The sequence below is a fragment of the Thiohalorhabdus denitrificans genome, from assembly GCF_001399755.1.
Lineage (GTDB): Bacteria > Pseudomonadota > Gammaproteobacteria > Thiohalorhabdales > Thiohalorhabdaceae > Thiohalorhabdus > Thiohalorhabdus denitrificans.
Window position 1 is genome coordinate 493753 of sequence record NZ_LJCP01000010.1, and the last position, 13372, is coordinate 507124.

A 13372-nucleotide genomic window follows, 5' to 3' on the forward strand; every position below is an offset into this window, starting at 1 on the left:
ACGCCCTACCCCCGCAGCTCGGCGTAGAGCCGGTACAAGCGATTGGCCCGCAGGAGGGTCATGATCCGGGAGCGCCTGACCCGGGCCAGGACGTGCTGCCGGTAACGGCGAACAAGCAGAACCGTCACGGGGAAGAGGATCGCGGCCGCCGCCAAGGAGGCCAAAAGGCTCCCCAGGGTCACGGTGTTGAAGAGGCCGGACAGACGGCCCAGGGCGGTGTTGTACAGGACGGTCCAGAAGCCGCGCAGCCCCTCGCTGGTGAGCATCGCCAGGCCCAGAGCGTGGAACCACTGGTCGAAGAGGTAGGCCAAGCCGGTGAACAGACCCCAGGCAAGGATGAAGGTGGTCAGGTTGATGCGCAGTACCAGGGCCAACAGGAAGACCAGCAGATTGGGCGGGGACCACAAGGGCGTCCAACCGGCGACGACGCCCAGAGCCACGGCCCCGGCGAGCTGCGCGGGGCTGTTCTCCGCGTTCAGCGCCTTCAGGAGGCGGGCCAGGAGCTGGAGCATGACAGCAGGGACCTTTTGTCTGCAGGGGGTTCCTACGACTATAACCCCCTGGAAACCCTCCACAATCCCCTATCCCGCAGTCCCGGTCAAATTCAGCCTGCGCCGCAGCCGGCGGGCGTCCCCGGCCATGGCGTCGTTGTTGAACAGGATCCGCACGGGGGCCGCTCCCTCCACCCGGGCCGCCAGCTCCTCCAGCTCGTCGTCCGCGTAGCGATAGCGGTAGTGGTAGGCGGGCCGGCCGTGAAGGCGGAAGTACCGGTATCCGGCGGTGGCCGGCGGCCGTAGGAAAGGATCCACCCCGTGCACCAGCCCGGTCTCATCCGCAAGCTCCGCCAGCAGCCCGTCCGTCCACGCCGGGCCTCGGGGCTCGAAGACCAGGTACCGCCCCCGCCGGTCCGCGCGGGCGAAGAAGGTGCGCAGATTATCCAGGTTCTCGGCGGAGGGCCGGAAGCTGGCCGGGGTCTGCACGACGATCGCTTCCGCCGCCAGGGCATCGGCGATCCCCTGGGTCCGCTCCCAGGCCATGCGGGTAGTGGGGTTCCAGCGCAGCCCGCCGGCCTCGGCGCGCCGCTCCGCGTCGAGGGGCTCGGACAGGCGGCGGTAGGTGGGGCTGCCGGCGTGGTGGGTGACGAGCTGCCAGGCCTTCACCGCGAAGGCGAATCCGGCCCCCGCCCGCTCGCGCCAGCGCCGCGCCGTGGCGACCCGGGGCGGCTGGTAGAAGGTCTTCTGCACCTCGAGGATGTCCAGGTCCCGGAAGATCCGGTCCTGAGCCTCGGCGAACCCGCAGGTGCCCACCCGAACATCCATGCCGCCCTCCTGCCTCGAACCCCTGCGCCCAGGATGGCCGCGAGGGGCCCTGCGGAAAAGTCCCCGGCAATCCCCACCCCGGGAACGCCGGTCAGGTCCCGGGCCGGGACTCCAGCACCAGGAGCCGGGGCGCCGCCCCGCTCTGGTCGGGGGGATCCAGCTCCAGGAGCGCTAGTCCTTCGGGACGCCGGCTCCGGGCCCAGTGCATCACCGCCTCGCATTCCTCGGCACCGCCGGGGTGGCCCGGGTAGGCCACCAGGACGATACGCCCTTCCGGGGCCAGCAGGGCCACGGCCGCCTCCAGGGCGGCCAAGGTGGTCTCGGCCCGGGTGATCACGGCCTTGTCGCCCCCGGGCAGGTAGCCCAGGTTGAACAGGACCGCACCGACCCGGCCCCGGGCCTCGTCGGGCAGGAGCCGCAGGAGGTCCTCGTGGCCGCCGTGGTGCAGGCGCACCCGCTCCAGGGCTCCGGCCGTCTCCAAGCGCCGGCGGGCGCCAGCCAGGGCCGCCGCCTGGCTGTCCACCCCGTCCACCCGCCCCTGCGGACCCACCTCCCGGGCCAAGAACAGGGTGTCGTGCCCGTTGCCCACGGTGGCGTCCACCGCCCAGGCCCCCGGGTACAGGCATGCGGCCGCCGCCCGGTGGGCCCGGCCCACGGCCCCCCGTGCGGCCATTAGGCGCGGTCCCGGAAGCGGGCGATGTCCGCCTTCGGCGGCAGCGGGGCTTCCTCCACCAGATGCTCGGCCAGGCGCTCGGCGTAGTAGGGGCCGATCAGGGCCCCCCGCGCCCCCAGGCCGTTGAGCACGCAGGCGCGCGACTCGCGGGGGTGGCAGCCCAGCAGGGGATGGTGATCGGTGGGGGCGGGGCGGATGCCGGCGCGATGTTCGGTGACCTCCACCTCCGGCCGCTCGCCGAGCAGACCCGGGAGCTGGTGGAGGAGCTCCGCCCGGCCCGCGGCGGTGGGGACTTCGTCCACATTGTGGCGATCGAAGGTGGAGCCGAGCAGGAACTCCTGATCCCCCCAGGGGACCAGGGTCACCTTCCGGTTTACCGGCCGGTCCGGAAGGCCCTCCTCCAGCCGACCGCCCAGAACCTCCCCCTTCACCGGGGTAAGCGGCAGCCAGTGGAACCACGGGTTCTCCCGCACCCGGTAGCCCTCGCAGAAGACCACCCGGTCGGCGCGCAGCTCCCCCCAGGCCACACCCTCCGGGCCCACCGTGACGTCCTTCGGGTCCACCACTCCCCGGCGTAGGGTCCCACTCGCGGCGACGATCTCTGCCGCGGCCTCCAGAAAGGCCTCCGTATCCAGGACCCCGCCCCCGTGCACGGGATAGGCCTCCGGCTCCTCCTCGGAGCCCGCCACCGGCGCCCCGAGGTAGGGCCGGAAATCCGGGTCGGCGCGCCGGCGCCGGTAGTGCTCCGCCTCCTCGGCGCCCCGGCACAGCCGGAGGGTGTCCACCTCCCGCAGCAGGGCGCGCCCGGTCCGCTCCTCCGCGCGCCGATAGGTGCGAATGGCCGCGGGCAGCAGCTCCTCGAGGGGCCCGGCCCGGGTCAGCCGGCGCCCACCGATGGGCGTGAGCAGGCCGGCGGCGACCCGGGAGGCGGACGCCGCCCGGGGCTGATCCACCAGGGCCACGCGCCGGCCGCGCTCCAGGAGGGCCAGGGCCAGCAGGCTGCCTGCAAGGCCCCCGCCCACGATCAGGAAGTCATGCTCGTTCATGTGGTGCATCATGCCCAATAGCCACTGCCGATCAACCCCTCGGGAGGGAGCACCCTTGTCCAGCCCACCGCCCGGGGAGCCCGCCCCCCTGGACATCCCTCGAGACTGGGTACGCGCCGCCGAGGCGATGCTGGCGGCCGGCGGGGGCCGGATCGTGGTCGCCGGAGCCGCGGACCGGGGCAAGTCCAGCTTCTGCCGCTACCTGACCGGCCGCTTCCTGGAGGCCGGCAAGGAGGTGGCCCTACTGGACGCCGACATCGGCCAGAAGGACCTCGGTCCCCCGGCGGCCCTCACCCTGGGGTTCCGCGCCCCCGGGCGGGAGCCCGAGGACGGGCCGCACGCCTTCTATTTCGTGGGCGCCGTGAGCCCACGCGGTCATTTCCTGCCCGTGGCGGTGGGAGCCGGGCGGCTTCTGGCCCAGGCCGGAGCCCAGCCGGTCATCGTCAACACCGACGGCCTGGTCCACGGACCCGGCCGGATCCTGCGGCACTATCAGATGGAGGCCCTGGACCCCGACCACGTGGTGGCCCTGGAGGCGGAAGGCGAGGCCGGCGCGGTGCCCGCGCCCTTGGGGGCCACGGTGCACCGGCTCCGCCCCGCCCCGTCTGCGCGGCCCCGGAGCCCCGCTGAGCGCAAGGCGGCCCGGCAGCGGGCCTTCCGGGCCCATTTCCGGAACGCCGGGCGTGCGGTGCTGGACCTGGAGACCTTCCACCTGGAGCGCTGCCTGCTGTTCTCGGGCCGGACCGTGGACCCGGGAGGATTCCTACACGCCGAGGAGACCCCGGAAGGCCCTCTGGTGGTAGGCAACCGGCCTGTCCCCGACGGGACCACCAAACGCCTCCCGGCCGGTTTCGAGCGGGACCTGCTGTGCGGCGTCCTGGACGCCGACGGCCGCTGCCTGGGGCTGGCCCGCCTGGCGCGCCTCGATTTCCGGACCCGGAGGCTGACCCTGTGGACCCCCGTGCCCCCGACCCGGATCCGGGGCCTGCAGCTGGGCGACCTCTACGTGGACGCCGAGGGCCGGGAGCTGGCGCGCAGCCGTCCCCGGCATCTCTAACCCTCCGGGCAGCCGGCGTACCTCCGGGCCCATTCCAGGGCCCCGCGCACCCGGTCCCCCAGCAGCTCCCGGCCCTCGGCGGCGGTGACCCAGCGGTATTCGTGGTGCTCGGGGCAACCCAGCTCCGCGCTCACCGGCAGCACCACCTCCGTCTGCGCGGTGCGGCCGGCGAAGTACACGGCCTTCTTGCGGCCCCGGTTGTAAGTCTCGGTCTCGTAGCGGTCCCGGTCCCAGGGGAAGCTGAGATCGGCGATCCCGGTCTCCTCCGCCACCTCCCGCACGGCCGCGTTCAGGGGGACCTCCCCCGGCTCCACCAGCCCCTTGGGGAAGTCCCAGTAGCGGAAGGCGCGCAGCAACAGGAACCGGCAGCCCTCGGCCACCGGCCGGATCACCACCACCCCCGCGGCAAGCTCCAAACCCTTTCCCGTGATCTCTTTCTCCTCTACCCGTACGCGCCGGAACTGCCCCTCCGGCGGGCGGTACCACAGGCCGTGGGGCTTGGCGTGGCCCATGCGGCCGGCAAGGGACGCCGAACCCTGGATCCAATGGCGCGGGAGGCGGCGCCCCAAGGCCCAAACCGGGGATGGGATGCGGCGGGATCGATCGGCGGAAGGGGCTAGCAGGTGAGGTGCAGGGCGGCCGCGATACGGGCGGAGTCCCCCATCAGTCGGTTGAGCTCCTCCACGGCCTGGGTGGTCCGGGCCACACGGGGCTCGATGCCCTTGTCCCGCAGGGCCTTGAGGGTCTTCTCCGGCACGTCCATGTTGCCGTAGTAGCCGGTGCCGATTACCAGGACCTCCGGCGGGTCCGCCAGGACGCCCTCCAGATCCCCGGGGTCGAGGGAATGCCCCTCCTTCCTCCACCACGGGGAATGGACGCCGTCGGACAGCAGGAGCACGTCCTTGGTGTACACCCGGCCCGCTATGGTGATGCGGCCGAAGGCGTAGTCGTCCACCGCCATGTGCGCCTCCCGGGGTGGCCTGGATCCACCCATCCTGCCCCAGGACGCATCCGGCGCCAAGCCGGCAGGCCGGGCTCAATCCTCCACCGGCAGGCCGGCGTTCTTCCAGCCACCAAACCCGCCGAGCGTGTTGAAGATGGGGCCGCGCCCGGCGCGGGCGAGGACGCTGGCGATGACCGAGGAGCGGAAGCCGCTGCCGCAATAGACGGCGACCGGCCGGCCCTCGGGCACCTCCTCCAGGCGGTCGTTGATCTCCCCCCCGGACAGGTGCCGGGCCCCGGGCACGTGTCCCGCGCTCCATTCCCCGGGCTGGCGGACGTCGAGGATCACCAGGTCGCCGTTCCGGCGCCGCTCTTCGTCGAGGCCGCGCGGCGTCCATTGCGGCAGCATCTCCGGCTCCCGGCCCGAGGTGCGCCAGGCGGCCATCCCGCCCCCCAGCCAGCCCAGCGGCACCGGATAGCCGATGCGCAGCAGGTGCCAGGTAGCGGTCCACAGGTCGGAGGCGTCGTCCAGGACGAGCACCGTGCGCGCTTCCTTCGGGAGCACGGTACCGGCCCAGGTGGGAAAGGCGTTGCCCAGGCCGATGTTGAGCGCCCCGGGGACATGCCCGCCGCCGAAGGCCTCGGGGGTCCGGCAGTCCACCAGGTAGGCCCCCTCGTCCCGGGCGTGCTCCACCTCCGCCGGCCCCATGGGGCGCGGCTCGGTAAGGACCCCCAGCGCCTCGGGCCCGGCCTGGTTGCCCTGGCGCATCCGCGGCCAGTACGGGGGCACCGTGGGCAGCCCCTCCAGGTTCAGGCACTGCCGGGTGAACTCGTTTTCGTCCTCCACGGACTGGAGGATATGGTTCAGGCGGCGCTCGTAGCCCAGGGAGGTGAACAGCATGCTGCCGATGGAACCGCCGCACAGGGAGCCGGCCACGTGGGTGGGGAACACCATCACGTGGTCCGGCAGCGGCAGGATCTTGTCGCGCAGAGTCTGGCAGACCTCGCGGGCGTGCCTCTGGGTCCGCTCCCAGTCCCCCAGCAGGTCCGGGCGGGCCACGTCCGCCACCAGCAGCGCTCCCCCGGAGAGGAGCATGAGGGGGTCCTCGCCCCGCGAGCTGTCCCGTACCAACAGGCTGATGTGCTCCGGCGTGTGGCCGGGGGTGTGCAGGACCTCGAGCTCCACCTCCCCCATGGACAGGCGGTCGCCGTCGGCGAGGGATTCGGCCCGGTAGCCGAGCTCGGCGCGGGCGCTGGCCAGCAGCTCCAGGTCACCCCGCTGCCGCAGTTCGGTGATGCCCGACAGGAAGTCGTTGTGCTGGTGGGTATCGGCGGCGTAACGAATCCGCAGGCCATGCTCCTGGGCGTAGCGGTAATAGGTGTCCACATCCCGGCGCACGTCGAGGGCCAGGGCCTCCCCCGTTTCCTCGGACCCGATCAAGTACGAGGCATGCCCGAGGCTGGGCAGATAGAACTGTTCGAAGAGCATGGCGTTTCCCGCTATTGCCGGCTTGTTGGGCGACGGCGAGCCGCTGGGGCCCGGAACCTCCCCCTTTCAAGATTGGTTCCCGGCCGGGGGGAGGTGTTCCGTTGCGGGGGGAGAGGTGGGAAATTGGCCTAACGGGGGTAGTCACTGTCCATAGCCCGGCACGGGCGCGGGGGTGGAACCATGCAGATCACCATGATCATGGCGGCGTCGGACAACGGCGTCATCGGTGTCGACAACCGACTGCCGTGGGCCCTGCCCGACGACCTGCGCTTCTTCGCCCGACAGACGCGGGGGAAGATGGTCCTCATGGGCCGGCGGACCTACGATTCCCTGGGCCCCACCGCCGAACGGCCCAACCCCTTGCCCGGACGTATCCTCCTGGTGGTTACGGGGCGCCCTGGGGATTTCCCCCTGGAATGCGAGGAGGTGGTGCCGGTGGGCTCGGTGCAGGAGGGGCTGGCCATGGCGGAGGCCCTGGGCGAGGAGGAGCTCATGGTAGCCGGGGGCCATTCGGTGTTCATGGAGGCCTGGCCCTTCGCCGACCGCATCCTGCTCACCCGGGTCCACGGCCAGTTCGAGGGGGACACCTTCGTTCCCGACCCGGATCCCCGGAAGTGGCGGGAGGTCAGCAGCGAGCACCACCCGGTGGACCCCGACCACGCCTACCCCTTCACCACCTCCACCCTGGAGCGCCGCACCTGACCTCCGCGGAGGGGGGACCCGTTATCCCACGGGCTCCAGCTCGAAGGGCAGCAGCTCCTCGCAGCGCCGGATCCGCTCCAGGAGCTGGCGGGGGTCCTCGGCCCCCACGAACAGATAGCCCAGCTCGTAGCTGTAGCTGTCCTGGTCCGGGAGCTCGGACAGCCGCATGCCCGGCCGCACGTGGATCTCCACCAGGGTCCCCGGCACCTCCTCCTGAAGGGTGTGGATGTCCTCCTCCCCCGGCACCGCCGCCACCCGGGCATCCTCGAAATGGCGCAGGAAGTGCTTGGCGGCGTAACGGAACGGCCCGCCCCCCGGGGTGCGCCGGGGATGCCCCCCCAGGGCCACGTCCACCAGGACCCGCAGGTTGGAGTAGCCGTCCACCTTATCGAACAGATCGCTGTGGGACTGGGAGATGCGTGGATTGATCTCCAGCAGCCAGGTCCGGTCCCGTTTCTCGTCGTAGTAGAACTCGATGTTGAAGGTGGTGTTGTCCAGGCCCAGGAACGTCACCAGGGCGCGGGACCTCTCGATCATGCGGGCCTGGATGTCCGCGGGGAGGTCGGAGGGGTACTGGTAGCGGGCGAAGGTAGTCTCGTTGGCGTAGCGGACGGAGTCGACGATCCCGTAGACCTCCACCGCGCCGTCCAGGGCGAAGCCCTCCAGGGTGCACTGCCGGCCGCCGATGATCTCCTCCGCCACGCAATACCGCCCCTCCTCGGGAGGGATCCCCTCCGGCAGCTCCAGCATGCCCAGCAGCCGGTTGAAGGGCTCCGCGAACCGGCCGATGCGCTCCCGCACCACCTCCAGGGCCACCCGGAGCTCGGCGTCGTCCCGCACCCGAAAGCCCAGCTGCGACCGCCAGGCCTTCACCGGTTTGATCCAGAAGGGGTACTCCAGGTCCACCTGGGCGCGGGGATCCGCGGCGAAGGGATCGAAGCGGCAGAAGCGCGGCACGCAATCGGCCACCACCTTGCGCTGCTCCAGGCGGCTCCAGTACTTGTCCTCGGACTTCACCACCGCCTCCAGGGAGGGGCCGCGGAGACCGAGGCGCCGACAGAGGATGGGCACCATGTCGCTCACGGGGAAGTCCCAGAAGCCAACAAGCGCGTCCACGGACCCGGGGAAATCCCGCAGCTGCCGCTCGGCCCGGTCGATCAGCTCCTCCAGAGGATAGGCGTCCCCGCGGACATTTTGGTAGGCGAGCAAGGGATGGAAGCGGATATCCCCGGGTACGGACAGGGCCTCCAGCCGGGCCTGGTTGAAGGCATCGGGACCGATCACGAACACGTTCCGGGGCATGGCCGCCTCATGGTCGCGGGGAAGTTGAGGACCGGGTGAAGGCCCCCCATTCCCCTCCTTACCCCATGGGCGTTAAACGGGGCAAGGCAGGCCGCCCCGTACCCGCCGCGGGGGGACAGCGGCCGATCCGGGCGGTGGTCATCCGGACAGGGCGGCGATGATGGCCCGGCAGAAGGCCCCGAGGTCGTTGGGATAGCGGGAGGTGATCAGGTTGCCGTCCTCCACCACCGGCCGGTCTTCATACGCGGCTCCGGCGTTCACCAGATCGTCCTTGATGGACCAGAAGCCCGTCATCCGGCGGCCCTTGACGATCCCCGCCGAGACCGGGACCCAGCCGGCGTGGCAGATGGCGGCGATGGGCTTCCCGGCCCCGTCGGCCCCGCGCACCATCTCCAGCAGGCGCTCCTGGCGCCGGAGGTGGTCGGGGGCGTACCCGCCGGGCAGGACCAGGGCGGCAAAGTCCTCCTGCCGCACGTCCTCCAGGCCCGCCCGGGCCTCAATAGACAGCCCATGCTTGCCCTGGTAGGTGCGCCGGGAAGGTCCGACCACCACCACCTCCGCGCCTTCCTCTCCCAGGCGGTAGAGGGGATAGTACAGTTCGATGTCCTCGAAGAGATCCGCGGCGAACAGGGCGACGCGCCGTCCCGAGAGCTTGCCCTCCATGAGCGCTCCTCCCCGGTATCCGTTTTCAATTGGCCGCGGGCCGGAGCCCTACCATTGAGACTCGGTGGACACCGGTGGATTCACCGGAACGGGGAAGGTGCGCGGGGAACGGAAGGGCCCCGTCCCCATGCGAAGGGGCAGAGCCCGGTGCGGGATGGCGGGGCGCTCCCGGGACGTCAGTGCGGCAGGTAGCGGGGGACCCGGACGGGCCGTTCCAGCCAGCGCTGGAAGCGGGCGTTGACCCGGTCGAAGTTCTCCGCCCACCACTGCGCGTCCAGGCGCAGCGCGCCGTCCAGGCGCTTCGGGAGGGTGGGCAGGTAGGCCTCCATCTCCTCGCCCACCAGCTCCCGGGAGGAGCGGCGCGCCGGGCCGTGGGGGATGTAGCGCACCTGGTTGGCCAGGCTGCGCGTGGAGGTGGCGAAGCGCAGGAAGTCCAGGGCCAGCTCCCGGTTGGGGGAATGGCGGACCACCCCCCACAGGTCCAGGCTGAGGATCTGGTGGTCCCAGAACAGCGCTAGGCCGAGCCCCCGGTTCACATTGGCGTCGTAGACCGCTCCGTTCCAGACCGTGGACATGGCCACCCGGCCGCTTTCCAGCAGGCGGACCGCCTCGGAGCCGGTGCGCCACCAGTCCACGTGGGGCTTGAGGCTGGTGAGGACCCGGAAGGCCCGGTCCAGGCCCTCCGGGGTGTCGAGCACGGTGTAGACCCGCTCGGGGGCCACGCCGTCGGCCATGAGGGCCCACTCCAGGTTGCCCTTGGGCGTCCGCCGCATTCCCCGCCGTCCGGGGAAGGCGTCCACGTCGAAGAAGTCCTCAACGGTTCGCGGGGCCCGGTCGGGGTAGTCCTCGGGATCGTAGGCGAAAGCGGTGGACCAGAAGACGCTGCCCACGCCACAACGCTCCAGCGCTCCCTCCAGGAAATCCTCCTCGGGCGCCATCCCCCCGGGGGCGGGGGCGAGCCGGTCGGGGTCAAGCTCCTCCAGGAGGCCCTGGTCGCAGCCGCGGACGGCGTCCGCCAGCTCCAGGTCCACCACGTCCCACTTCACGTTGCGGGAGCGTACCTGGCTGCGGATCTCCCGGAGCCCGCCGTTGTAGTCCACCACCTCCACATCCACGCCCGTCTCCTCCTCGTAGGCGCGGATGTAGCCCAGGATCTGGCTCCGGGTGTAGGCCCCGCCCCAGGACACCACGGTCAGCTCCCCGTCCTCGGCGGCTGCCGGTGGCGCCATTCCTGCCAGGGCCAGGGCCAGAACGGTCAGCACCGCCTGTCCCGGCCATCCGGTCGAAGGCCGGCCGGCGGCGGCTTTCCCGGGTCGCTCGCTCGTGCTCAAAAGTAGTAGCCCACGTTGAGGTTCACCTGGGTCTCCCAGTCCGCGTCCCCATCTACCCCGAGGGAGCCGTCCCCGCCGAAAAACACCATGTTCCGCCCCTGGATCAGGTCCAGATAGACGAACAGGGGGCCGGAGCCCACCGCACAGCCGGTGGTGTTGAGGGCGGAATTGCGGGCGTTGTCGGCGTCCTTCGCCAGGATGCTGTAATCGTTGTAGCAGGTCACCAGATCGATGTGCGGCCAATCCACCGGCAGGTTGTAGGCCACGTTGGCCACCCCCACCGTGCCCCGCCTGGCCAGCTCGTAGGAGGTGGCCAGGGCGCCTACGGTGATGGTGTCCGTGGTGCGGTCCGCCGGGCTCTCCGGATTGAAGGCGTAGCGGAAGCCCTCCAGCTGGAGGTTCCAGCGCCCGCAGCGCAGGTCCATGTGCCCCCCGGCCGCCCAGCGGTCGCCGTTGCGCCGCGTTTCGGCGTTGTAGAGCTGCCCGGCCTGGCCCGAGGCGCCCACCTCGATCTCGCAGGGGGTCTCGGCGCCGAAGGTATAGGCCGCGCGGAGGTTGGCTTGGTTGGTCTCCTGGTTGGGAGAGCCCTCCACCTCCACCACGTCGATGGAATAGCGCTCCAGGCTGGCGGGGCTGCCCAGCTCGGCGTTCTTGAAGAAGGCCGCCCGCAGGTCCCAGCCCCCTTGCCGGTGCAGGTACTGGACGCCGGCGTCGTAGTCGTCGGCGAAGCCCATGTAGTAGGGCACCCCGAACCAGTAGTTGTGGGCCGCGTAGGGCAGCAGCCCGAAAGGCACGCGCATGATGCCCCCCCGCGCCGTGCCGGTCTCCCCCACCTCGACCCCGGCCCAGGCGTGGTGGACGGTGTCCATGTAGGGGTACCAGCGGTACTGGGCGGAGAATTCGATGCCCCCCTCGGTGCCGGACACGTCCAGGCGGAACAGCTCCAGGCCCAGATCGCCCCCACGCTCCCGGGAACCGGGGGAGAACTCCTGCCAGGTGTAGTTCAGCCGCGCGGCGCCGCCGATCTCGACAGGGGGCTCCTCGGGCTTCTCGGGCTCCTCGGCCGCCGTCTCCCGGGAGCCCGGAACCAGGGTCTCGAGCGTCTCCAGCTCCCGGCGCAGCTCTTGCAGGCGCTCCTCCTGGGTCTTCAGCTCCTCCGCCAGCTCCTGCGGCTCGGCCTCGGTGGCGTCTCTCCCTCCCCCTTCCTGGGCCGGGACCGCCGGGGCCAGCAGGGCCCCGGCCAGAACCCCGACCCCCACCGGCCAACGGCCCCGGGGAGTCGATGGATCGGACCGCCGCCCGCTTACCGGCATACCCGATTGCGCCCCTTCCTCTTCGCCCGATAGAGGAGCTGGTCCGCGGCCTGGAGCACATCCCCGGCCCGGTCCGCGCCCCGTCCGGCGAGGCCCACGCTCACGGTCACCTTCACCTCCCTGCCTCCCCCCTGGCCGCGGTGATCCGGGCCCTGTTTGCCGCCGGAGCGCGCGGGGGTCCGCACCCGAAACCCCGACGCCGCGATCCGCTGGCGCACCCTGTCCATGATCTCCGCGGCCTCTTCCAGGGATTTGCCGGGAAACAGGACGGTGAACTCCTCGCCCCCGTACCGGAAGGCGCGGCCGCCCCCTTCCATCCGGCTCAGGTGTCCGGCCACCTTGCGCAACACCTGGTCCCCGACCTGATGTCCATATCTGTCATTGAACTTTTTGAAGTGGTCCACGTCCAGCATGGCCACCACCACCCCCGGACCCATGCGCTGGAGCTGCTCCTCCAGGGCCCGCCGCCCGGGGAGGCCAGTGAGCTCGTCCACGAAGGCGAGACGGTAGGATTCCTGAACCAGGGAGACGCCGAGGAGCAGGCAGGCCAGGCCCCAGAAGACCACCGTCGTGGCCCCGTCGCCCCCGGTGTGCAGCGGCGGCAGGGTGGCAGTCAGGGCGCCAAGCAGACCCCCGTCCAGGGGGCTTCCCCGGTACAGCCAGAGCCCCAGCAGGACCACGCCGCCGAGGGCGTAGGCCCCCAGGGATGCCGGCGCCAGCTCCGTCCCGGGCAGGCTCCCCGGCGCGGTCCAGGGGCCCTGGAGCAGCTCCCCGAGGGCACCCTGGGGGTGGGCCACCGCCCAGGCGAGCAGCCCGGCCTGGCCCCCGAGCAAGCCCAGCCGAATCAGGCCGCGGGCAGTCCACAGGCCGCGCTCGGGCAGCAGGCCCAGAAGGGCCAGATTGATGGGCACCAGCAGGGCCGCTCCCGAGGACAGCACGGTTGCGGCGGGTCCGTACACGGAAAGGCTGGAGAAGGCGCCGTAGGCCGCAAGCAGCACTCCCAGGGCGAGCGCCACCCGGCCCCGGTGGAACCACAGGGCCATGGCCAGGGCGACGCCCCCAAGGACGAACGGGGCCAAGCGAAGGAAGTCGCGCTGGACACCGGAGACCCCGGGGTACAGGTCCCGCAGCCAGAGGGCGAGACCGCACAGGGCCCCGAACAGCAGGACCGCTAGGGCTCGGCGGAGGGCGGGGGCCATCGAGTCTCCCGGTGGGCGGTGGGGACGAAGAACCCGGAGGCCCAAAGGCTACCACAGGGTGACCGGGAACATGGTCCGGTGTTTGGAGCCCGGGCCAGAGCGGCAGCCGGCCGTCAACGAGGCCTTCGCCGAGGCCCACGGCCTCGGCCCCGGGGACCGCCTGGGCGCCGTGTCAACGGTCGGCAGCGCCTGCTCGCCGTGTTGGGCGTCACTCTGCCTACAGAAGGGCATCTCCCTGAACCGCCCCGGGGGCCTGTCCGAGGATGCGATCCGCCTGGAGGCGGGCACGGAGATAGAGCTAACGAGCTGAGGGGGGACGGGGGGCTGCCGGGGTGG

At 71.6% G+C, this 13372-nt stretch carries 15 protein-coding genes; 3 read left to right on the forward strand and 12 right to left on the reverse strand.

The features are described from left to right. Nucleotides 1-5: 5 nt before the first annotated feature. The 4 genes from AN478_RS08930 to AN478_RS08945 all read right to left on the reverse strand — a co-directional run bounded on the left by AN478_RS08930 (nt 6) and on the right by AN478_RS08945 (nt 3038). Nucleotides 6-512 (reverse strand): TIGR03546 family protein, encoded by a 507-nt coding sequence (locus AN478_RS08930; protein ID WP_054966261.1) that lies wholly within the window; start codon nt 510-512, stop codon nt 6-8. A 69-nt stretch (nt 513-581) separates the two neighbouring features. After that, nucleotides 582-1319, reverse strand: coding sequence for a DUF72 domain-containing protein (locus tag AN478_RS08935; RefSeq protein WP_054966262.1), 738 nt, complete (start codon nt 1317-1319; stop codon nt 582-584). 91 nt (nt 1320-1410) lie between these two features. After that, entirely contained in the window at nt 1411-1992 is a 582-nt protein-coding gene (locus AN478_RS08940) for a class I SAM-dependent methyltransferase (protein ID WP_054966263.1), read from the reverse strand. After that, a complete protein-coding gene (locus AN478_RS08945) occupies nt 1992-3038 on the reverse strand; it encodes an NAD(P)/FAD-dependent oxidoreductase (protein ID WP_176758715.1) in 1047 nt (348 codons plus the stop codon). The genes AN478_RS08940 and AN478_RS08945 overlap by 1 nt, the downstream gene beginning before the upstream one ends. A 55-nt stretch (nt 3039-3093) precedes the next feature. On the opposite strand from AN478_RS08945, the gene AN478_RS08950 reads away from it, so the two are divergent. Next, on the forward strand, nt 3094-4095 hold the full coding sequence (locus AN478_RS08950; RefSeq protein WP_054966265.1) for a Clp1/GlmU family protein: 1002 nt from the start codon (nt 3094-3096) through the stop codon (nt 4093-4095). Here the strand turns inward: AN478_RS08950 and AN478_RS08955 are convergent. The 3 genes from AN478_RS08955 to AN478_RS08965 form a co-directional block, all read right to left on the reverse strand. After that, nucleotides 4092-4607: an NUDIX domain-containing protein gene (locus AN478_RS08955; RefSeq protein WP_082432982.1), complete on the reverse strand. Its 516-nt coding sequence runs from the start codon at nt 4605-4607 to the stop codon at nt 4092-4094. The genes AN478_RS08950 and AN478_RS08955 overlap by 4 nt on opposite strands. Nucleotides 4608-4711: 104 nt before the next feature. Next, the gene (locus tag AN478_RS08960; RefSeq protein WP_054966266.1) at nt 4712-5056 is read right to left on the reverse strand and encodes an Mth938-like domain-containing protein; all 345 of its coding nucleotides are present in this window, start codon (nt 5054-5056) and stop codon (nt 4712-4714) included. A 75-nt stretch (nt 5057-5131) separates the two neighbouring features. Next, nucleotides 5132-6526, reverse strand: coding sequence for an MBL fold metallo-hydrolase (locus AN478_RS08965; protein ID WP_054966267.1), 1395 nt, complete (start codon nt 6524-6526; stop codon nt 5132-5134). Nucleotides 6527-6706: 180 nt separating this feature from the next. On the opposite strand from AN478_RS08965, the gene AN478_RS08970 reads away from it, so the two are divergent. Further along, a complete protein-coding gene (locus AN478_RS08970) occupies nt 6707-7228 on the forward strand; it encodes a dihydrofolate reductase (protein WP_054966268.1) in 522 nt (173 codons plus the stop codon). Between the two features lie 21 nt (nt 7229-7249). Here the strand turns inward: AN478_RS08970 and AN478_RS14740 are convergent, their stop codons facing one another. From AN478_RS14740 to AN478_RS08995, 5 genes are all read right to left on the reverse strand, one after another. Beyond that, on the reverse strand, nt 7250-8530 hold the full coding sequence (locus tag AN478_RS14740) for an ATP-binding protein (protein WP_054966269.1): 1281 nt from the start codon (nt 8528-8530) through the stop codon (nt 7250-7252). A 138-nt stretch (nt 8531-8668) separates the two neighbouring features. Next, the gene (locus tag AN478_RS08980; RefSeq protein WP_054966270.1) at nt 8669-9193 is read right to left on the reverse strand and encodes a type 1 glutamine amidotransferase domain-containing protein; all 525 of its coding nucleotides are present in this window, start codon (nt 9191-9193) and stop codon (nt 8669-8671) included. A gap of 176 nt (nt 9194-9369) precedes the next feature. Beyond that, nucleotides 9370-10455, reverse strand: coding sequence for an ABC transporter substrate-binding protein (locus AN478_RS14125; protein WP_054966271.1), 1086 nt, complete (start codon nt 10453-10455; stop codon nt 9370-9372). 65 nt (nt 10456-10520) lie between these two features. Continuing rightward, complete coding sequence (locus AN478_RS14130) at nt 10521-11783, reverse strand: hypothetical protein (protein ID WP_054966272.1); 1263 nt, start codon at nt 11781-11783, stop codon at nt 10521-10523. 44 nt (nt 11784-11827) lie between these two features. Next, entirely contained in the window at nt 11828-13036 is a 1209-nt protein-coding gene (locus AN478_RS08995) for a GGDEF domain-containing protein (protein ID WP_054966273.1), read from the reverse strand. A gap of 70 nt (nt 13037-13106) precedes the next feature. Between AN478_RS08995 and AN478_RS09000 the strand changes: the two genes are divergently transcribed. Further along, a complete protein-coding gene (locus AN478_RS09000; protein ID WP_054966274.1) occupies nt 13107-13346 on the forward strand; it encodes a hypothetical protein in 240 nt (79 codons plus the stop codon). Nucleotides 13347-13372 lie beyond the last annotated feature (26 nt).